Raw genomic sequence first — 22,607 nt, forward strand, 5'->3', positions numbered from 1 at the left:
TTTTGGCATGATGGCTATTTCATTCCCTTTAATTTATTGTTCAATTATATCCGACAAATATGTACCATAACCGCTTTTTATCAATGGCTCAGCCAATTTGCGAAGCTGGTCTTTTCCAATATAACCCATCCGGAATGCAACTTCCTCTATACATCCGAGGCGCAAACCCTGGCGTTCCTGTATGACCTGAACAAATTGTGATGCCTGCATCAATGATGAAAAAGTTCCGGTATCCAACCAGGCTGTACCGCGGTTAAGGATCCCCACTTTCAGCCTGCCAGTACTCAAATAATGTTTGTTCACATCGGTAATTTCATACTCACCGCGCCCACTTGGCTTTAGTTGTTTCGCTATTTCAATAACCGAATTGTCGTAAAAATACAAGCCTGGCACAGCAAAGTTTGATTTGGGTTTTTTGGGCTTCTCTTCAATGGATAATGCTTTATTATCCTTATCGAACTCAACAACTCCATAACGCTCAGGATCTGATACGTGATAAGCAAATACAACACCTCCTGTGGGATCATTATTCTCGCGAAGCAGCGTTTGCAGGCCGCTTCCAAAAAAAATATTATCACCCAGGATAAGGGCAACCTTATCTTTTCCGATAAACTTTTCACCTATAACAAAAGCCTGTGCCAGTCCGTTCGGAATTTCCTGCACCGCATAGTTAAAACTGCACCCAAGACTTTTGCCATCGCCTAACAAGCGCTCGAAGTTTGGCAGGTCTAAAGGCGTAGATATGATAAGTATGTCCCTAATGCCCGCCATCATCAATACCGACAATGGGTAATAGATCATAGGTTTATCGTAGATCGGCATTAGCTGCTTGCTCACGGCAAGGGTGAGCGGATGCAAACGGGTTCCTGAGCCCCCGGCTAATATAATTCCCTTCATTTTTTTATCCTGTATATTATGGTTCCTCTATTTTCTCTTTTAAAATAATTGTCGAAAGTATCCGGCCTGATCTTTTACATCGCCATTCTGATTACTAACTTCCATGCACTGCAAATTAAAACTGCGACCATTAAAAAACTGCTGATCATACTTCTTATACGCCTGATTCAATATCGCTCCTATCTGCAACCCACATATTAAATAGAGATAAAGAACTAAAATTACGTGTTTTATGGGGTCATTATCAGGAAAAAGGTGTTTTTTTGCAGATATATACGCTTATGTTAAAATACTTGCCAAATTGTGCTTATTTTAAGAATCTAAATTGGCCCAATATTTGAAATCCGAACATTAAATAGTTGATTTTATGAACCGATTTTACATTTCATTACTTGCTCTCGGGATACTTTTTGTTTCCTGCCAGAATTCAAAAAAATTGCTCAACAGCGGTAATTACGATGCCGCTATTGGTCTCGCCACCCGAAAATTGATCAAGGATAAGAAGAACGAAAAGCAAATACTTACTCTTGAAGAAGCGTTCAAAAAAGCCGCGGCGAGAGACAATTCCCGGATCAACTTTCTGAAACAGGAAGGACGCCCTGAGAACTGGAATGACATTTACCTTATTTATATGCAGATCAATAATCGTCAGAATGTTGTAAGGCCGCTTCTGCCTTTGTTCATTAAATCACAAAACCGTAACGCGAACTTTGAATTTATTGATGTGAATGCGGAGCTTATCACTGCCAAAGAAAAAACCGCCGAGTACGATTATGCCGCCGCGATGCAACTGCTTGAAAAGGGCACACGTTCGGATTCACGCAATGCCTATGAAAAATTAAGAAATGTACAATCCCTTTATCCGAATTACAAAGATGTAAACGATCAGATCAAACGCGCTTATGCAATGGGGGTAAGTTACGTGCTTTATAAAATGCAGAACAGATCGGGTATTCCTTTGCCTGCAAATTTTGAAGATGAATTAACAAAAATAACCCTCCAGGAATTGAATCGGACCTGGCTGCAATACGATGTGAAAGCTGTTGAAGGAAGAAAATATGATTACACGATTTGGGTAAACATGAAAGTGATCGATGTGAGTCCTGAACAAGTGAAAGAAAATTCCTTTGTAGAATCGAAAGAAGTGCCCGATGGGTTTCAATACCTGTTGGATGCAAAAGGAAACGTAAGAAAAGATACATCCGGAAACGATCTTAAATTACCTAAAACAAAAACTATTTTTTGCAAAGTGAACGAAATTCACCAATTGAAAAAGGCGGTCATTACCGGCACACTTGATTATATAAACAATAATACCCAGCAGCTTATAAAAGCGGAAAATATAGTAGCCGAAAATATTTTTGAGAACCACGCATCGAGAGCCGAAGGCGACCTTAACGCCCTAAAGCCTGAAACTAAATCCAGATTGGGTTCCGGGCCTGCCCCCTTCCCTCCAAGCCCCGCAATGATACTGAACGCGGGACAAGCGTTGAAGGCGAGAGTAAAGGATATTATCTGGGCGAATAAAAATTTGTTGTATTAAGAAAAGGTCCGGGTTCCAAGTTCAAGGTTAATCAACTACAACTCCTCCACCCTTTCCAACAACCAGGTAAGGTTCGCGTCATTTTGATTGGTTATAATCCGGCTTTTTAATTTTTTAACTGCCTTTTCGTAAGCCGTATTTGAAGCTGATGAGTTCCGTAATTTTAAATCGAAAGCTTGCCTGGTATACTTCACTAAATGCTGGTGGCCCTTGCGTTGATAGATGGATATCTTTTTATTTCTTACCAAGTATATTTTATACGCATCGATGAGAGAATAAAATGGCTCTACTTCATTCATCTCATAATATATTTTAAGCAGCATGGATTTCGCCCCAATATGATAATATACATCCGTGAATTCAACCCGTTGCAATAATTTAAGCGCGCTTTTATAATCCTTCTTATTGTAATAGTACACAGCAAGGTTGTATTCGTACGCATTTTGCCTGAACTCAGGCGCAATGCGATCCTTATATTTTTCAATAAAGGTCTTTGTCCAATCATATTTTTCAAGCTTTACACCAATAGAAACAATGTTTTTGTAATCCCATTGTGACAAATATTTATCGACAAATATTATTTCGCTCTCTAATAACGACTCGTAAATAGAAAATATTTCCTTAACATATTCCTGTTTGCCATTATTGATCTTCTTTATGCAATAGTTTTGCGCATAATCAAACATTTGCCTTGCTTCATCTTTTGAGAATTCTTTGAAATGTTTCTCAAGCGAATGTTTTAATTCTATAAAATGTTGCGGGACTTCTTCTTCCAAAAGACTTAATAATATCTTATAATATATATATATGGCAGGAATAGATTGAAATATCTTAATGTGCTTGCTTATATAGGCAAGCAACTCATCCAGCATGTTCAAATTATAATTTGCGGCAATAATATTTTTCCGGTTCACCATTTCGCATAAACTATGCAGCTTTTCTGAGAGATAAAAAGCATCTAAACTGTCGGACTTTTGCTGCAGGCTCTCATTACTTTTACGAACTTCCTTTGTCATAAAATAATGATCGCGCTCTCCTTCCAATGTATACCTCTCATAAAAATAATCTGAATCATTAAGTTTTTTCTCCTGTATCTTTTTTAAATACTCATTTGTATTGCTTATGAAATGTTTATCGAGGTTTCTTTCACGTAATTCAACCATCAACAGTTCCTTCTGCAATAATTCATCTTTCTCAAATTTTAAATACGAAACAAAAGCTTCGAGGTGGCGCATCAGGAAACTCATCACATCTCTTATTTTTTGATCGTTGTAATTTTCTTTCCCGAATAAATAATAATACGCCCTTATTTTGTCGGGCTCATTATCCTTATCAGCACCAACAGAATCCAATATATATCTATTAAGTTTTACAACAGAGTTGTTTGAATTGAAAAAAGGTGATTCGATGTATTCCCTGAACCGTCTTTTCTCAATAGAATCAAGGCTTTTATACAATTCTATTAGTTTTGAATTATTCAATTAACTATTTTTTAAATAAGTATTGATATATAAAATATTGATTATTAATTATTTATATTATTTATATATAAATAATAATATTCACAAATATAAATAAATGTAATTTATTTAACAAGTAAGTCCCCTCATATTTGTATCGTGAAACAAGTGTACAATTGGCTCACATTAAATAAGCAAAATGAAAAGCAAACAAATACTAAAAAACAAATGGAATTAATTAACTTAACAAATCGAAAAATGAAAAACAACAACGAAAGGAATAACATTGTATATTCCAAAAGCAGATTGCGACAAGCGATAATCGCTCTCACGGGCGGGTTAACATTTTATATTTTAACGTGCTCTGCATTAAATGCTCAACCTCTGGTATTAACCGTTACTAATCCTAATATTTGTCCGGGGAATTGCGGTACAATTCAATTGGTTACTGCGGGAGGAACTACTCCACATTACTATAATTGGAGCAATGGAGCCACTACACAAAATATTAACACGTGCCCGGGTACAACCACAACTTATACAGTAACGGTAACTGATGCAGTAGGCTCTACTGCTACTGAAACAGCTGTAATTACAGTGTTACTAAGCGGCGCTGGGAACAATGCCGGTTTCATCTCTTCCATCAGCCCTTCATGTGGAGCAAGTAATGGAAGTGCGAATATCATTCCAAACATAGGGTCTGGACCTTATACTTATAATTGGAATAATGGCGCAACTACTAAGGCTATCAGTACTCTTGATAGCGGACGTTATATGGTTACCGTAACCGATAATAACGGGTGCAGTGGGACAGCTACTACTTTTATTGATGACTCTTGCAATTTAGTATGGCCAGGTGATGCAAACAGAGACCTTATAGCCAATAACAATGATATCCTCGCAATAGGAGTTGGTTATGGATCAACTGGATCTGGCCGGCCCGGCGCATCAATTTATTGGGGTGGACAGGGTGGAGCTTCAAATTGGTCGAATTCATTAACTAATGGAACAAACTATAAACATGTTGACTGCAACGGCAACGGCACAATTAATGCCTCTGACACAACTGCAGTTAAACAAAACTACGGTTTAACCCATGCGCTTAAATTAGCAAACCCCGAATATATAAACGGCCTGCCTGATCTGGCTTTCTCGATTCCGACTGACACGGCTTTATCGGGAACAACAGTTAATGTACCAATATCATTAGGTTCAAATACTAACCAGGCAAACGGCGTTTATGGCTTAGCCTTTAGCATTACTTACGATCCGAAAATAGTTGACACAACAAAATTAAGTTTGTCGCTTAATGGCTCGTGGTTAGGCACAAACGGCACAGATCTGATCTACATAACTAAAAACTTTGGTTCAATGGGACGTCTGGACGTAGGTATTACCCGTATCGATCATACAAATATTTCAGGATTTGGCAAGATCGGCGATCTGAGCATAACTATGAAAGATGATATTTCCCTGAAAGCAGCTTCAAAAATTTACAAAACACTTACACTTGATGCGGTTCAGATAAAAGCAATAAGTAATGATGAAACATTGATCCCTCTTAATGTAGTATCGAGCTCCGTTGTTGTTGAAAATGCAGACCCAATGAGCATTAACAAATACAAGGCTGATGCTGCAGTTCGTATTTATCCAAATCCTGCATCGGGATTAATTAATCTCGAACTTAATAATGCTGATGTTAAAGAATTAAAACTGGTAAATATTATCGGCGAAACGGTTTGGTCGCAAACGAATGCAATTGGCAATAAAGTTGTGATTGATGCGCAAACTTTACCTGCTGGTACGTATTACCTATCAGTTACGACTTCGCAAGAGAGGATAATAAAACAAGTGAATGTAATAAGGTAGAAAGCAATTGGCAGTTGGCAGAGGGCAATAAATAAATCAAAAAATAAATTTGAAGCTGACGATAGCATTTTGCCAGAGTAAACAAGAGCCTCCTCGTAATTGAGGGGGCTTTTTGTTGAAAGCGAAATAGTAAAACTTTGAGTTAATTTTTTATTAGCTTTAACACATGTCGTTTACAGACAACATAAACCTCCTATCAAAACTCACCTTTACACGCGGCATTAATGCGGCGAAGGTAACTTCTGGTTATTATCTTTCAAAACTCACATTAAGACCTTTTCAATGGGGATTGCCGATCAGTATAGCTATTGAACCTACAACATCGTGTAACCTGCGCTGCCCCGAATGCCCCAGCGGCAAACGCGAATTCACCCGGCCGACAGGAATGCTCACGCAGGATTTTTTCAAACAAACCATTGATGCATTATATAAAAACACGTATTACCTCACTTTTTATTTCCAGGGCGAACCTTATCTGAATCCGCAATTTTTAGATATGGTGAAGTATGCTTCCTCAAAAAAAATATATACTGCTACTTCCACTAACGCACATTACCTGGATGATGAGCATGCAAAAAAAACTATAGAATCCGGATTAGATCGCCTGATCATATCTATCGACGGGACAACGCAGGAAACCTATCAGTCCTATCGTGTGGGAGGCAACCTGGAAAAAGTAATTGAAGGAACAAAAAACATAATTAAGTGGAAAAGGGAATTAAACTCAAAAACCCCTCATGTTATTTTTCAGTTCCTGGTTGTAAAGCCTAATGAGCATCAAACAGAAGAAATAAAACAATTGGCCAAAGAGCTTGGAGTTGATGAAGTGCGCTTTAAAACAGCACAGGTGTATGATCACAAAAATGGACATTCATTAATTCCCGCAAATGAAAAGTATTCCCGTTACAAAAAACAAAATGACGGAACGTACGAAATAAAAAATACGCTGAATAATCATTGCTGGAGATTATGGAGCTCAACAGTTATAACCTGGGATGGATTGGTAGTGCCCTGTTGTTTTGATAAAGACGCTCAGCACCAGATGGGCGACCTGAAACAACTGCCATTTAAAGAGCTCTGGAAAAATCCTGCTTATACAAAATTCCGCTCGGCTGTTTTGCGATCACGCAAAGAAATTGATATCTGCTCGAATTGCAGTGAAGGGACAAAGGTTTGGGCGTAATGAAAAATGTTATTGGTTATTGGTTGTCAGTTGTTGGTGAATCACAAACTGTCAAATGTCAACCAACAACTAAGAACCTCAAGGTGTAATCAAATTAACATTCACACTACATCCATTTTTATCAGTAATATTTATTTTATAATTTCCCGGGCAAAGTTGATTTTTATACCTCTTGGTATATCCATCCGGCCACAAATAAGTGTAAGGGCTTGTGCCACCTAAAGCATTTACCATTATCCATTCTTTGCAGCTACAACCAATGCAGTTGGCGGTGCCTTTGGTAAATTGGCCAATCAAGGGTGCTGGTACAAGTATTGTAGTTGTAGATATTGAGGTGCAGCCTTTTGAGTCAGTAACTGTAACAGAATAACTACCACTTGTCAAACCTGAAACCGTTGAGCCTGAAACCAAAGTACTCCAACTATACGTATACACCCCCGTTCCCGCACTGCCACTGGCTATTGCGCTTCCGTTACCCAAGCCATTGCATGTTATGTGGGTTGGGGTTGTTGTTACGTTAACTGTGGGGTTAATTACAATGGTTAATGCTACAGTATTAGCGCATTGCCCGGCGGTTGGTGTAAATGTGTAGGTATTAGTTGCAGTATTATTTAGTGCAGGACTCCAGGTACCTGTTATACTGTTGTTACTTGTTGTTGGTAATGCAGCCAATGTGGCTCCTGAACAAATGGCTGCTGCACTATTAAATGTCGGGGTAGCGCTTGTATTTACTGCAATGGTTAATGTTGCAGTGTTAGCGCATTGCCCGGCTGTTGGTGTAAATGTATAGGTGGTAGTGGTGGTATTATTTAGCGCAGGACTCCAAGTGCCTGTTATGCCGTTGTTGCTTGTTGTTGGTAGTGATGCGAGTGTTGCGCCTGCGCAAATGGCTGCTACGCTATTAAATGTTGGTGTTACGGCTGAATTTACTGTAACTACTGCTGTTGATGTAGCAGTTGTTCCTGTATTATCTGTTACAGTTACGGTATAATTGGTAGTGGTTATTGGGCAGGCGGTTACTGAGCTTCCGGTTGTTGCGCTTAGCCCTGTGCCTGGTGACCATAAATAAGTATATGGTGCAGTACCACTGCCACCTGTTGCTGTTAGGGTTGGGCATGGTGTTGCCCCACTACATAGTGTTGCAGAGTTTACATTGGCAGTTATGCCACCGCAAGACGTAACAGAGGCTGACTTGGTAAGGTTCGCAGTTTTGCAGGGAGTTGTAACAGTTAACTGAACATCATGCGTACCTATATCGGAAAATGTAATTGTTGGGGTTACAGCAGTAGAAGTGGATGGGGTTCCACCAGAAAATGTCCATTGGTAAGTGTAACCTGTAAGATCACAGGAATTGGATACTGATGGGGTAAATGTAACGGGTGCATTTGCACATACACTTGTTGTGTTTGCAGTATAATCTAAAGCAAGTATCTTGCCCTCACAAATGTTGGTGCATAAGGAAGTAACAAAGACATCATAACCTCCGCCAAAAACAGTTTGCGCGGCTCCTGGTGTAACTGGATATCCGCCATCAGTAAAACCTGTAATGTATAATGAATTCCCAAAAATGGCTATTCCGCCTGCACCATATGGGTATCCATCAAGATCATCGTGTCCTGTACCTCCTAAATATGTTGCGCATACTTTTTTTCCGACAGAATTAAATTTAACAATTAACTGATCTTCTGGAAATGTTGCAGTCGCACCTCCGTTAAATACCTGTTGATATGAACAAGGATCAACTAGATCAGGAACAGCCATATCTTCAGGTTCCATAAGCAGGTAAATATTATTATTCAAATCTGTGGCAACACCCCCAAATCCAAATTCAGCCTGTGTGCTGCCATAAAATGTTGCCCATAAAAGAACGCCCAAATTATTAAACTTCGCTACAAATGCATCACCCATTCCTCCATATGGCTGAGAATATCCACCTGCCGGAAGGACTGGAAAATCAGCAGAAAGAGTTGTCCCAGAAATAAGCACATTATTGGCATTGTCTATCGTAATATCAGAGCTATCATCCCGAACACCACTTCCTCCATAGCAGGTGGCCCATTGACGAACACCTCCATTATCAAATTTTATTATAACGACAGTATGTAGAAAAGCAAGACAACCCTGAATATAGCCTGTCCCTGCAAAGATCGGAAAACTATTATCTTCAGTAGACCCTGTAATAAATACATTACCTGTAATGTCTGTGGCGATGCTTGTGCCATCATCGGCTCCGCCACCCCCATAAAAAGTTGACCATATTAGAGTTCCTGTATTGTCAAATTTCACAACGAAAATATCAATAAATCCTAATGGCTGCGCGTATGCAGCGCCTGGAGTTAGAATTGGGAAATCGAATGAACCGGTAGTTCCTGTTATAAATATATTGCCATTATTATCAATGTCAATACCCTCGCCTGTGTCAAATGAACTTCCGCCATAAAACGTTGCGTTTAAACGAATCCCGGCAGAATTAAATTTCACAATAAAAATATCCTGCATCCCTTTAAATAATTGGGAATATCCACCTCCGGCAAAAACAGGAAATGTGGGAGATGAAGTAGTTCCGGTAATGTATATATTGTTAGCATTGTCCGATGCGATGTCATTACCAGACTCATCGCTGCCGCCACCATAAAAAGTTGACCACAAGGGAGTGCCGATAGTACTAAATTTCACGACGAAAACATCTTGCATCCCACCAAATGGTTGGCTATAGCCTCCAGCAATTACAGGAAAGCTGGGAGAATAAGTATGTCCTGTAATAAGCACATTTCCCAAATTATCGGTATCGATGCCACCGCTCATCTCTGTACCCATTCCCCCATAATAAGTGGCCCAGGGGTCAATGACTAAGGGGAGTGTCGGGTTCCAGGTTCCAAGTTCAAAGTTCACTGTTGTGCCATTTAGCACATATCGGGCTTTTACATTAATGATTTTTCCGTTAATGTTTTGGTAAACCTTTGGAATAGATTCGTAAAACTCATTTACGCTTGTTTTAATAACTAAATTGCCATCGTGGTTAAGGTGCATGCTTTTCGCGCCTTTCCAGTTTAGTTTTATTTGGTTGGGATCCGCATGTGGGTGTACGATAAGGTCGTACTTAATTCCATTTTGCTTCTCGCCATAATAGCATACGTCAACGCCTTTGTAAATATTTTTATACGTTACTTTGTTGTATTGTTTTACATTGGTTATTCCTTGTGGGCAGTGGGCGTAATAGTAATTGGTATAGCCATCTACTTCGGCTTCATTTAGCTGTTTTATGTTTTCATTGCCTGCCTGGCCGGCAGGCAGGCAGTTGGCAAAGTCCATATCAACTCGGTGTACTTTTATGCTTTCCTTTTGCATTAACTCTTCTTTCCTTTTGTGTTCGTCGGCTTCAGTTATAATGCCGGCTTTTATTAATTCCTCCACCTGTTCATCAATTTCGTGCTGTACTTCGCCCATGTTATTGTGTACATAGCTTATGCCGGTTTTTCGCAAGTATATATCAGTTCCACCGTCATCACCTTTGTATAATACATCAGGGCAAAGCTTGCCGTTCCTATCGGCAATTTGGCCTTTGTTGGGAGTAAAGCATAGTCCATTTCCCCTAATAGAAGGCCTGGCACCTTGCATCCGTGGATCATTTTGCTTACTTCCCGCTACCATATTACTTTGGGCTAAGCTGCTGCCAACGACAACGGTAAGTAATTTTATGAAAAAAATTATCTTCAATTTTTGTAATGCATAATCCTTTTGTTTCATTGATGCCATGAGAATAAATGGTAGTAATCCAATGCAAGTGTAGCTAATCGTGCTCCACAAATCAAATCAATATTATTCAAAAAGCAAGCTATCGTGATGGTAAGTTACCCAATATTTATAAATTGTCGAATAGATTTAAACTTGTTAAATGCTTACATTAGTGAGATAAATCATTGAAAATGAAAACCTCATCAGATGAATTATTCTTACTTATAAAATCACTCACCACCCAGGAAAAGGTCTATTTTAAAGCATTTAGCGCGAAAAAAAGGGACAGCACCTTGTCATCGGGTTACATTAAAATGTTTAATGTACTTGATAAAATGAAGGTATACAACGACAATTTACTGAAATCGAACCTTAAAAGGGCAGGGTTTAATAACAATATTAAGGAGTCCAAAAGGCGTGTTACCGAAGTCATATTAAAAAGCCTGACAGATTTTCATTCCGACATGAACGAAGTGGTTCAACTGCAACAATTGATCAATCGTATTTATGTATTACTCGATAAGAAACTGTTGGACCTTGCATCTAAGCTTTTGTTGAAAGCGAAAAAAATAGCTTATGACTATGAATACTATGAATATTTGCTCAGTATTTCAAGACTGGAACAAAGAATTCTGTTTTTAAAATCAGATGCCGCAGTATTTGAGAGTTACATCAAAAAAGAAATTGATAAAAAACGAGAATATGTAAAATGTCTCGATAATATTACCGAATACGAAAACTTATCACTTCAAATTGAACCCATAGAACGTACACATTCAGGTGAAATGATTAATGATAGTGTTGATGCGCTGAGGCAGATACTCCGGCATCCTTTATTGCAAAATTCTACCAGCGCAATCACCTACGAATCGTTAAAATATTTTTACTCAATTAAATTCCGCTGTGCGATGTTACTTAACGAGATAACTGAGGATATATACAATGGGCAAAAGGCCTGGATATGTTTTCTTGAAAAGGATAAATTAAAGCTAATAAACCGTAAAATAAATTACCTGGGCGGGCTGAATGATATACTTATCAGTCTTTCAGCTTTGGGTAATAAGAATGAATCGGAAAATTATTTTAAAAAGGCACAACAATTTGTTCAATCGCTTCCTCCGGCTGAAAAGACCGAAAAACTGATGTCGGTATTAGCTATTCTCTTTGGCACTTACATTTCTATCCAATTAAAAGTGCCAGACCCAAAAAAAGCACTGCAAACATGGGCAGAATTGAAAATAAGTGCTGCTTACAAAGCCTCAAGTTCTATTACCATTCTTATCCTCCATGGAAATCTAATTACTGCGCATTTTTTGTTAGCACAATTTAAAGAAGCTTTGGGTTTTGTAAATAAAGTTATCGCATCAAATAATAGTAACAGAATAGACATTCAACAATACGCCCGATTATTAATGCTCATAATTAATTTCGAACTGAACAAACGCGAACCTTTGCCATACTTATCAAAATCAGCGCAACGCCATTTGATTAAAGTTAATGGCACAATTTCAGACTACGACAAATGTATTTTGAATTATTTTGAACGAAATATTTCCGAAGCAGCCAATAAAAAGGAGGAAAAGAAAGTCTTTGAAAAATGGAAAAATGAATTACTTCGGTTGCCTCCCAAATCAGCATTTTTTCCGGAAGCCGGAGGGTCATTCTTTGATTTCATTTCCTGGATAGAAAGTAAAATACAAAACAAACCCCTACTAGAAATCCTGCGTGAAAAAGCTCAGCAAAAAGCTTTGGCATAATCACCTTACCACCACCATCTTTTTCATTTCAGAATACTGACCTCCAGCAACAAGCTGATAATAATACACTCCGGGACTTAGTCTTTGCGTACTGATTGTAACACCCGATTGGTCCGCAAGCAATTGCTTATCATCAACCATCCTGCCCAAAGCATCGTACAGAACTAAATTGGCTGCAGCAACATTTTGAGGAAGCATAAAATTAACTTTAGCCGATTCATTAACAGGGTTCGGGTAAATCTGAACTGCTATAAAAGAGTTGATTTGCGCGGCCATATTTACCCCTAAAGGTTTGGGTACGATCTTCACAATATCCAGGTCGTCAAAATAAAATCCATCGTAATTTGTCCCCGGATCGGCAACCAATGTAAATCTTATTAAAATATTCTGGCCAATATAATCGCTCAGATCAATTGATTCTTTAACCCATGTATATTGGTATCCATCATAAACAGGATTGTTGGGGTCCTGTGCTATATTACCGGGAATGGTATGCTTACCACATAAAGGCGACCAGTTTGCTCCACCATCGGAAGAGGCATTTACTTCCACATAATCGTAATTCGCTTCAATCGCCCAGCGGGCCCAAAAAGTCATTTCAGCATAAACTGCATCCGTTAAGTTAACCGTCTTCGATTGTTCAATGGAACTTACCCAATAATTTTGCATGGTCCCATCCGGATAATTACCAATAGGACTGTCTGTAATGGATGATGGAGCTGAATGGTAAACACTTGTACTGGTTCCCCAGCCGGGCGAAGTCCAGTCGACCAATGAACCGGCATCTGTCGCATAGGTAGTAACCGGCATTCCATAAATTTTAGTAATGGTGTCTCTTATTATATATGAACCATTATTTACCGAAAGAACAAAAATTAATTTATCTCCATCTGTAACTCCTGTAATTAATGAATAAGAGATCGAATCTGTACGCTGTTCAATGCGCTTTAATGTTGAATATGATTTAGGGCTGCCTGCGGAAATAATATTAGACGTAACCGGTGTTAAAGTAACAGTGTAAGTAGCAGGACTATCAAGACCCAAGCGCTGAATATCATACACCAAATAATTTGATAGTTTACTTACAATTTTTGGAGATTGCTGCCTTACCACAGCATATTTTACCGCCAGTTCGGCAAAATGTAAATTCTGCGCAATGTTCTCCTTACATATATCCACAATCCGATTCTGCGCCGGCCAAAAACCATCATTCACTGCACCCGCTTCGGGTGTCATGGCAAGTATCTTTGCTTTTGTTCCCTGCTCCCCATACATCCAATCATCAGAGCTACCATTGGCAACATACGCCACAGTCTGATTGGGGGTGCCATATCTATAATTATTCTCCCGGGTTATTTCCTTTGCGTAAGCTTTATAAACAGTTGAGTCGGGCGTGAAAAAATCACTTTTATAGCCCCAGGGATAGATCAACAGGTTACTATAGGTATGATAGTTAAGAGCCAATTTGAACTGCCGGCTTTCACAAAACTGTTTTATGATCTGCGTTTCAGCCTCGGAAAAAGCCGAAGCACCACGGTATGTATCTGAGTTGGTATTACCGGATGAACCAGAATTATCATACCCCCATGACTGACCATAGTTGCGGTTTAAGTCAACGCCATAAGTTCCATCCCCATTATTACGGCGATTTTTTCTCCACATTCCGCCACCATTAGGATTCGTAGTTTGATTGTGTATATAACCATCAGGATTAATGCAGGGAACAAAATACATTTCAGTGTTATCAACCAGGAATTTCACTTCAGGGTTTGTATTGTAATTTTCCAGCAGGTAATACATATACATAATGACCTGTGAAGCAGAGGCCGGCTCACGCGCATGATGAAGGGCTGTATAAAGCAATTCGGGTTCAGACTCATCAACATTGGGATTGTCTGAAATTTTTACATAATAAAGTGATCTTCCGCCAACAGTGGTGGCGGAACCGATAGCGGTTTTGGCTTTAAAAACAGACGGAAATTTTGCAGCCATTGTATCAAGATTGGCCAATAGCTCGGCGTAAGTATAAAATCCGCCCATTGAACCCAGTTTAAAATTTACAGGTGTCTGGAAATCAGATATTTTTCCACAGGCATTTGATGCAACACCACCCGACACTTTTTGAGTAGCACTGGATATATTTTGCTGAACATAATATTGAGAAACATCATTGATAAGAATCTCGTATTTTGCTCCAAGGGATTTAAATATTGAAATATCGGAAGCGGAAAAGTCGGAAATAAAATACTGCCCCCTTTTATACTCACCATGATCAAAACCCACCCCGGCTTCCGCCAATCGCTTTAAACCATTATCGTCTGCATATATCTTTACACGTGAATATTGCTCCGTTTGCGCTGTTATTGAAGTCGCAGAAATAACAATACCAGCAACAGCGCCTGTTATCAATTTGAATAATGACATGAGAGTTGAATTACGATTAAATCGCTTTGATTTAAATGTAATATAAAGCAGCTCAAGTTCAAAGTAATTTGACCGATAAATCACCTGCCGAATTAGCATCAAAATTGCTATTTATTACTTAATTTCGGGTTCTAAATTTAAAACCTATGAGCACAGTAAACACGTCCGCAATGAGCGAAACAAAAGAATATATTAAAACCAATGAGCAGCGTTTTCTTAACGAACTGCTTGAACTCCTTCGCATACCTTCTGTAAGCGCCGACAGCAAATACAAACCCGATGTTTTAAAAATGGCCGATGCCGTGAAAGCGAAACTGATCGCGGCAGGAGCCGATAAAGTGGAGTTGGTCGAAACTGCCGGATACCCCGTGGTTTATGGCGAAAAAATGATCGACCCCAAATTACCCACCGTATTAGTATACGGGCATTATGATGTTCAACCTGCTGATCCGATCAATTTATGGACCTCCCCTCCTTTTGAACCTGTTGTAAAAGACGGGAAGATATACGCCCGTGGCTCGTGTGATGATAAGGGCCAAATGTACATGCACGTAAAGGCGTTCGAGACCATGCTCAAAACAAACAGCCTGCCCTGCAATGTAAAATTTATGATTGAAGGAGAAGAGGAAGTTGGCTCGGCTAATCTTGGTCAATTCTTAAAAGATAATAAAGAACGCCTGAAAGGTGATGTCATTTTAATTTCCGACACATCTATTCTTGGTAATGATACGCCCTCCATTGATGTTGGCCTGCGCGGACTGTGTTATATGGAAGTTGAAGTAACCGGCCCTAACCGTGACCTGCATTCGGGAGTTTATGGCGGAGCTGTTGCCAACCCGATCAATATATTATGCGAAATGATCGCGTCAATGAAAGATAAGAACAACCATATCACTATCCCCGGTTTTTATGATGATGTTATGGAGCTTAGTAAAGAAGAGAGGGCCGAAATGGCCAAAGCTCCTTTCAATTTAGAGAATTATAAAAAAGATCTTGCGATCAATGATATACATGGTGAAACAGGCTATTCTACTATCGAACGCACCGGCATCCGTCCTACACTGGATGTAAACGGAATCTGGGGCGGCTATACCGGAGAAGGCGCTAAAACAGTTTTACCTTCAAAAGCATCCGCTAAAATAAGTATGCGCCTGGTGCCGGGGCAAAATTCAGAAAAGACCGCGGAACTTTTCACCAAACATTTTGCATCAATCGCCCCGAAATCAGTAAAAGTAAAAGTAACAACCCATCATGGAGGAGAACCTGTTCTTACACCAGCTGATTCAATTGCATTTAAAGCGGCGAGCAAAGCCATGGAAGAAACGTTTGGTAAAAAACCAATTCCTACTCGCGGTGGCGGAAGCATTCCGATCGTTGCATTGTTTGAAAGTGTACTTGGACTGAAATCGGTTTTAATGGGCTTCGGGTTAGACACAGATGCTATCCACTCACCTAACGAACACTTCGGTGTTTTTAACTACTTCAAAGGCATTGAAACTATTCCCTTGTTCTTTAAGAATTACGCGGAGATGAGCAGGAAGTAAAAAGTTGGCAGTTTGCAGAAGTTAAAAAGTGGGCAATGGGCAGTTGGCAAAAGACAATGATTGCCAACTACAAACTGCAATTTGCCAACTTAAAATTTTTATGAAAAGCTTTTTATGAAATATTTCCAAACTGTTTTCTTCACCACAACATTACTCTTCACTTCCTGCACCGAATGGAAAGATGTAAAAGTTTCCAAAATTGAACAGACACGTATTTCAAAAATGGACAAGGATGGTATAGAAGCCGAAATTGATGTGCGGATCAATAATCCGAATAAGATCGGGTTTAAAATATACAGGAGCAATGTTGATGTAATGATGAATGATAATTCCCTGGGTAAAGGAAGACTGAAAAAGAAGATCAGGATAAAACCAAACACCGAAGAAACTTACACTTTTGTTGTCGCTGGAAAATTTGATAACCTGTTAAACGGGGGTGGGCTGAGTGGCTTATTATCTATGGCAACGAGCAAAACAGCCAATATCAGTATTAAAGGCAATATTAAAGCCGGCAAGTTTTTTTACAGAAAGAAATTCCCTATTGATAATAAACAACGTGTACCACTATTTAAATAAACAATTATGAACCTATTGAAAATTGCAGGCCTTATACTTCCTCTGGCTATTGCAACAGGATGCGGAAACAATATTAAGCAAGCCACTGAAACACAAGACAGCACGAAAACAACTCAGGCGCCGGTTATTGATTCGAATTTCGTTTACCAGGTTGAACAGTTCTCCGACCTGCGCATATTGCGATACAACGTACCCGGCTTTAACGAGCTTACGTTGAAACAAAAAGAAATGGTGTATTACTTATATGAAGCTGCTTTGTGCGGCCGTGATATATACTTTGATCAAAACTACAAGTATAACTTAACGATCCGTAAAACCATTGAAACGATCATTGGTACGTTCAAGAGTGATAAAAACACAGATGACTATAAAAAATTCCTGGTGTACGCCAAACGCTTTTGGTTTTCCAATGGTATGCATCATCACTACAGTAACGACAAGATCATTCCCGAAATAAGCAAAGAGTACTTTGCAGAACTTATCAAAGGATCAAATACGGCCAAACTTCCTCTTAAAGGAACTGAGAAACCAGCTGAATTCATCGAACGCATTACCCCTATCCTCTTCGACTCAACTGTTGCGTCTAAAAAAGTAAATCTCGATCCTAAAAATGATCTTCTCACCTCATCAGCCGTAAATTTTTACGAAGGTGTTACTCAAAAAGAAGTCATTGCGTTTTACGAAAAAATGACTGACAAAGACTCCAAGACTCCCCTCATGCTCGGCCTTAACTCAAAACTGGTAAAACAGAACGGCGCTATCATTGAAAAAAAATGGATGGTTGGCGGCATGTACACTGCAGCCATTGAAAAAATAGTTTACTGGCTGAAAAAAGCAAGTGCCCTTGCCGAAAACCCTGAACAAAAAGACGCATTGGATAAACTCATCCACTATTATACAACCGGCGACCTGAAAGATTTTGACGATTACAATATTGCATGGGTTAAAGATGTACAGTCCGTAATTGATGTCGTAAACGGATTTATCGAAGTGTATGATGATCCGCTCGGAAAAAAAGGATCATTTGAAGCGGTCGTATCCATTAAAGATATGGAAGCCAGTAAACGTATAAAAGCTATCGGCGACCAGGCCCAATGGTTTGAGGATCACTCCCCTATTATGGATGGTCACAAAAAGAAAGATGTACAGGGCATTACAGCCAAGGTCATTAATGTAGTGGTTGAATGCGGTGATGCCGCGCCTTCAAGCGCGATCGGGATTAATTTACCAAACAACGAATGGATACGCGCCACTCATGGTTCCAAATCCGTAAACCTTGGCAATATTGTTGAAAGTCTTGACCATTCGGCGGGATCAGGCATTGTTGATGAATTTTATTTTGACGATTTAACTAAAGAACGTGTAAAAAAATATGCGCCCTTTGCGGATATTCTTCATACCGATATGCACGAGGTTATCGGACATGCTTCAGGTCAAATAAATAAGGGTATTGGACAGCCGCATGAAACATTAAAAAACTACTCCTCCACCTTAGAAGAAGCACGCGCCGACCTTGTCGCCCTGTATTACCTAATGGATCAGAAACTGATTGATATCGGCGTAATGCCTTCACTTGAATATGGCAAAGCGGCTTATGACGAATACATCGGACGGGGCCTGATGATACAATTGTCGCGTATAAAATTGGGCTACGAGATCGAAGAAGCGCATATGCGTAACAGGCAACTTATCTGCAAATGGGCTATGGAAAAAGGCTCGAAAGAAAAGGTGGTTGAGAAAAAACAAAAAGATGGGAAAACATTTTTTGTCATTAACGATTACAACAAACTCCGTTCACTATTTGGGGATCTGCTGCGGGAAATACAACGCATTAAGTCGGAAGGAGATTATAAAGCGGGACACGACCTGGTGGAAAATTATGGTGTTAAAATAGACAAAGCTCTGCATAGTGAAGTCCTTGAACGTTATAACAAGTTGAATATTCCTCCCTACGCCGGTTTTATTCAGCCTAAATTAATACCGGTAGTGGATGGCGCCCGGATTGTTGATGTAAAAATTGAGTACCCAATGGATTTTGTGGAGCAGATGATGGAATACGGGAAAAAATATTCTTTACTGCCGGTTGAAAATTAATCAAATTACAGGTTGGGTTAATAAACAAAATGCCACCAAAACACAAAAGCACCAAACCCCACTAAAAACCCAGGTAACTCGCTAAATAATTTGATGAAATTTACTTAATCATTTACGCGGCAAAACCCTACAATAATTATTGGCAAACACTTAGTGCGGTTTGGTGCTTTTGAGCTTGGTGGCAAGCTTTTTTTCAATTCATGTTTAATATCTTCAATCTCCTGATTAAAAACGATGTATTCGAATTACACCAACTCTCTTATAAACGAAACAAGTCCCTACCTACTGCAGCATGCTCACAATCCAGTGAACTGGCACGCCTGGAACAAAGAAGCGTTTGACTTTGCTAAAAAAGAAGATAAGTTGGTATTGGTTAGCATTGGCTACTCCGCCTGTCACTGGTGCCATGTTATGGAACACGAAAGTTTTGAGGATGAACAAACCGCACAGTTGATGAACGATCATTTCATCAATATAAAAGTTGATCGCGAAGAACGTCCCGATGTTGACCAGGTATATATGACGGCCGTTCAACTGATGACAGGTCATGGCGGCTGGCCGCTCAATTGTTTTGTATTACCCGATGGCAGGCCCGTTTATGGCGGCACTTATTTTCAAAAACAGCAATGGCAAAACATATTACTCAACCTGGCCGACCTTTGGAAAAACGACAGAGATAAAATATTCGATTACGCGGCGCAACTTACCGAAGGCGTGCAACGTGCAGAACTTATTTCTGCAAATAAAGAAGATTCACCGCTCTCGATCGAAACACTTCATCAAACAGTAGACAATTGGAAACAACGATTTGACAATAAAGAAGGCGGACCCAATCGCGCGCCGAAATTTCCTTTGCCTAATAATTATAAGTTTTTGTTGCGACAAGGCCTCTCTCCGGCTCGCCCCGAACTTGACCTGAGCGCAGTCGAAGGAGGGGAGAGTGCAGGATTATTAAAACATGTAAATCTCACTTTACAAAAAATGGCTTTTGGAGGAATATACGATCAGGTTGGTGGTGGCTTTGCACGCTATTCAACTGACATGTTGTGGAAGGTACCCCATTTTGAAAAAATGCTGTATGACAACGCGCAACTTGTTTCGCTTTATTCGGAAGCTTTCCAGGCAACGGACAATGACCTCTATAAAGAAGTTGCACATGAAACAATTGAATTCGTAAAAAGGGAACTCACCTCACCCGAAGGAGCCTTTTACTCCGCTATTGACGCGGATAGCGAAGGTGTTGAAGGAAAATATTATGTATGGACAAAAAACGAATTAAAAAGCGTTTTGGGCAGCAAATATGAATTAGCCGCGGAATATTTTAATGTAAATGAATTGGGTTACTGGGAGCATAATAATTACATATTACTGCGCAACAAAACCGATGCTGAAATTGCTAAACAATTTAATATCAGTATTGATGAATTGAAAAAGGAAATCAGGCAGATAAAAAAAGAATTGTTAACCGCCAGGGCGAAACGCGTAAAACCCGGACTTGATGACAAAAGCCTGACATCATGGAATGCATTAATGCTGAAAGGTTTGGTTGATGCCTATCGTGTGTTTGGAGAAAATGAATTTCTTCAGTCAGCGCTGAAAAATGCCCGCTTTATACTTGATAAACAGTTAAAAAGTGACGGAAATCTTTGTCATTCCTACAAAAATGGCCGTTCAACTATAAATGGGTTTCTTGAAGATTACGCGTTTACAATTGAAGCGTTTTTAACGCTGTACCAGGCTACTTTCGATGAACAATGGCTGAATAGTTCGAAAAAACTGATGGAGCATGCCATTGAACATTTCTACGACTCCCAAAGCGGCATGTTTTACTTCACTTCAGATATGGATGAAGCGCTAATTACCCGGAAAATGGAAGTATCCGACAATGTTATTCCTGCTTCATGTTCCTGCATAGCCGCGTCATTATTTACTCTTGGCCATTACCTTGGTAACAGCACTTATATTGCCATGAGTAAACAAATGCTAAACAATGTAATACGCGACATACCACAATATGGCGCGGGATATTCGAATTGGTGCATGTTATTACTGAATTTCACCACTCCATTTTATGAAGTGGTCATTGTTGGTAAAGATGTTGATGAAAAAAAGAAGCTCTTCGACAAATACTACTTACCAAACATGATATTTGCAGGAAACAGAACTACAAGCCCGATCCCCTTGTTAATGAACAGGTATGTCGAAGGCAGAACGCTGATCTATGTTTGTAAGAACAATACATGCCAAAAGCCGGTTGAAGATGTTGAGGAAGCACTTGCTTTTATCCGGAATAACTGATTATTTTCTCATAATCCGACTTTGTCTTTTCTCTACACTACCCCTACTGATTAATATCTCATCCCATGCACAGATCATTAGCCCTATACTTAATGAAGCTAAATCACTCGTCATCAGTTTCAACGCGCCATTCATAAAAGCAAATAAAATAAAGTCGGTCACCAAGCACATTTCTACCAAGCCCGATAACCAGATGATAATCGATAAAGGATTGATGGAATACTATGAATTTGATACTGCCGGGAACTTAACATACAGCTTCACAACCGAGATAAAAGCCACAACTGAAAATGAAGTGCTGGATTACACGTACACCAGAAAAGGAAAACGGGTACCTTTTTACAAAACCGAATACAGTTATTTGTATGACACTACATTCGTTTTTTACACCTACGACAACAAGAACAGGATGACCATTAAACGCAACTCTATTATTGGCCGTGAAGTATTCAGGAGCCATTACTATGAATACAACGATTCCGGTGTGGTAAAAAAGGAAACCGTGATACGGGAAGTTAACAGCGCGGAAAATATACGTGATTTTAAAACCGGCATGCAAACTGTCTTATCCATCGAAGGTTTTACCTACGAAAAAATGGCGGCAGGACAGACAAAAAAAAGGTTTTTAAATGATGAAGGCCGCGTGTATAAAGAGGGTATTGTATACTCAGATGACAAAGGACAAGTGACCGAAGAAGCATTTGATTTTGTTGTTACATGGATAAAAGAACGAAACACCTATAAATACAACTCCAAAGGATACCTGCTGGATAAAAAATTGTCGAGCAACGATGGTTATTCATCGCATGAATCGTTTGAATATGATCCCGGCGAAGCGGATACATTTAATGGCATACATATATTTAAAGATGGGATTAAAACTAAGGACATTAGCTACATCTACGATAAAACAACCAAATTCCTCGAATCGGATGTAAGCCGTGATCATAAAAATGCTTCGATAGCGATAGCGAGGTATGAGTATGATTGTTATTGAGGGGTAAACAAGTTTCGCTTCAGCCTTTTTATCCTTTTCTGCTGGTCCCTTGATGACATTTTTCCCTTTTTTCATTAAGTAATTAGAAATAATACCAAACCGCTATCAAGATGCTTAATAAATCCAGTTAAAATTACAAAGCGATTTCATTTTTTCCTTTTCATTATGTAATTCCCTCAAGGCTTTTTCAAGTTTATCATCAACTGCATCCAATGAGTTGAATGTATAGT

Annotated in this window: 13 protein-coding genes; 9 read left to right on the forward strand and 4 right to left on the reverse strand. The window is 39.3% G+C overall.

Annotated elements, in window-relative coordinates:
• Positions 1-33: 33 nt before the first annotated feature.
• Entirely contained in the window at positions 34-897 is an 864-nt protein-coding gene (gene rfbA, locus HYU69_06490; protein MBI2269994.1) for a glucose-1-phosphate thymidylyltransferase RfbA, read from the reverse strand.
• 367 nt (positions 898-1,264) lie between these two features.
• On the opposite strand from rfbA, the gene HYU69_06495 reads away from it, so the two are divergent.
• Positions 1,265-2,440 carry a hypothetical protein gene (locus tag HYU69_06495; GenBank protein MBI2269995.1) on the forward strand — a complete coding sequence of 392 codons (1,176 nt, stop codon included), beginning with the start codon at positions 1,265-1,267 and terminating at the stop codon, positions 2,438-2,440.
• 35 nt (positions 2,441-2,475) lie between these two features.
• On the opposite strand, the gene HYU69_06500 is transcribed toward HYU69_06495, so the two are convergent.
• Positions 2,476-3,921 (reverse strand): hypothetical protein, encoded by a 1,446-nt coding sequence (locus HYU69_06500; protein ID MBI2269996.1) that lies wholly within the window; start codon positions 3,919-3,921, stop codon positions 2,476-2,478.
• Positions 3,922-4,158: 237 nt separating this feature from the next.
• On the opposite strand from HYU69_06500, the gene HYU69_06505 reads away from it, so the two are divergent.
• Positions 4,159-5,769 (forward strand): T9SS type A sorting domain-containing protein, encoded by a 1,611-nt coding sequence (locus HYU69_06505; GenBank protein MBI2269997.1) that lies wholly within the window; start codon positions 4,159-4,161, stop codon positions 5,767-5,769.
• Positions 5,770-5,935: 166 nt separating this feature from the next.
• Positions 5,936-6,952, forward strand: a complete 1,017-nt coding sequence (locus HYU69_06510) for an SPASM domain-containing protein (GenBank protein MBI2269998.1) — start codon at positions 5,936-5,938, stop codon at positions 6,950-6,952.
• 78 nt (positions 6,953-7,030) lie between these two features.
• Here the strand turns inward: HYU69_06510 and HYU69_06515 are convergent, their stop codons facing one another.
• Entirely contained in the window at positions 7,031-10,708 is a 3,678-nt protein-coding gene (locus tag HYU69_06515; protein MBI2269999.1) for an SBBP repeat-containing protein, read from the reverse strand.
• Positions 10,709-10,878: 170 nt separating this feature from the next.
• On the opposite strand from HYU69_06515, the gene HYU69_06520 reads away from it, so the two are divergent.
• On the forward strand, positions 10,879-12,444 hold the full coding sequence (locus tag HYU69_06520; GenBank protein MBI2270000.1) for a hypothetical protein: 1,566 nt from the start codon (positions 10,879-10,881) through the stop codon (positions 12,442-12,444).
• Here HYU69_06520 and HYU69_06525 read toward each other — a convergent pair whose 3' ends face one another.
• Entirely contained in the window at positions 12,445-14,868 is a 2,424-nt protein-coding gene (locus HYU69_06525) for an immune inhibitor A (GenBank protein MBI2270001.1), read from the reverse strand.
• Positions 14,869-15,038: 170 nt separating this feature from the next.
• On the opposite strand from HYU69_06525, the gene HYU69_06530 reads away from it, so the two are divergent.
• The 5 genes from HYU69_06530 to HYU69_06550 all read left to right on the forward strand — a co-directional run bounded on the left by HYU69_06530 (position 15,039) and on the right by HYU69_06550 (position 22,377).
• On the forward strand, positions 15,039-16,412 hold the full coding sequence (locus HYU69_06530; GenBank protein MBI2270002.1) for a dipeptidase: 1,374 nt from the start codon (positions 15,039-15,041) through the stop codon (positions 16,410-16,412).
• Between the two features lie 114 nt (positions 16,413-16,526).
• A complete protein-coding gene (locus tag HYU69_06535) occupies positions 16,527-16,988 on the forward strand; it encodes an LEA type 2 family protein (GenBank protein MBI2270003.1) in 462 nt (153 codons plus the stop codon).
• A 6-nt stretch (positions 16,989-16,994) separates the two neighbouring features.
• A complete protein-coding gene (locus HYU69_06540) occupies positions 16,995-19,082 on the forward strand; it encodes a dihydrofolate reductase (GenBank protein ID MBI2270004.1) in 2,088 nt (695 codons plus the stop codon).
• Positions 19,083-19,316: 234 nt separating this feature from the next.
• Positions 19,317-21,380, forward strand: coding sequence for a thioredoxin domain-containing protein (locus tag HYU69_06545; protein ID MBI2270005.1), 2,064 nt, complete (start codon positions 19,317-19,319; stop codon positions 21,378-21,380).
• The gene (locus HYU69_06550) at positions 21,343-22,377 is read left to right on the forward strand and encodes a hypothetical protein (protein ID MBI2270006.1); all 1,035 of its coding nucleotides are present in this window, start codon (positions 21,343-21,345) and stop codon (positions 22,375-22,377) included. The genes HYU69_06545 and HYU69_06550 overlap by 38 nt, the downstream gene beginning before the upstream one ends.
• The last annotated feature ends 230 nt before the right edge of the window (positions 22,378-22,607 follow it).

This window comes from Bacteroidota bacterium (assembly GCA_016183775.1).
In the GTDB taxonomy this organism is placed as follows: domain Bacteria; phylum Bacteroidota; class Bacteroidia; order JABDFU01; family JABDFU01; genus JABDFU01.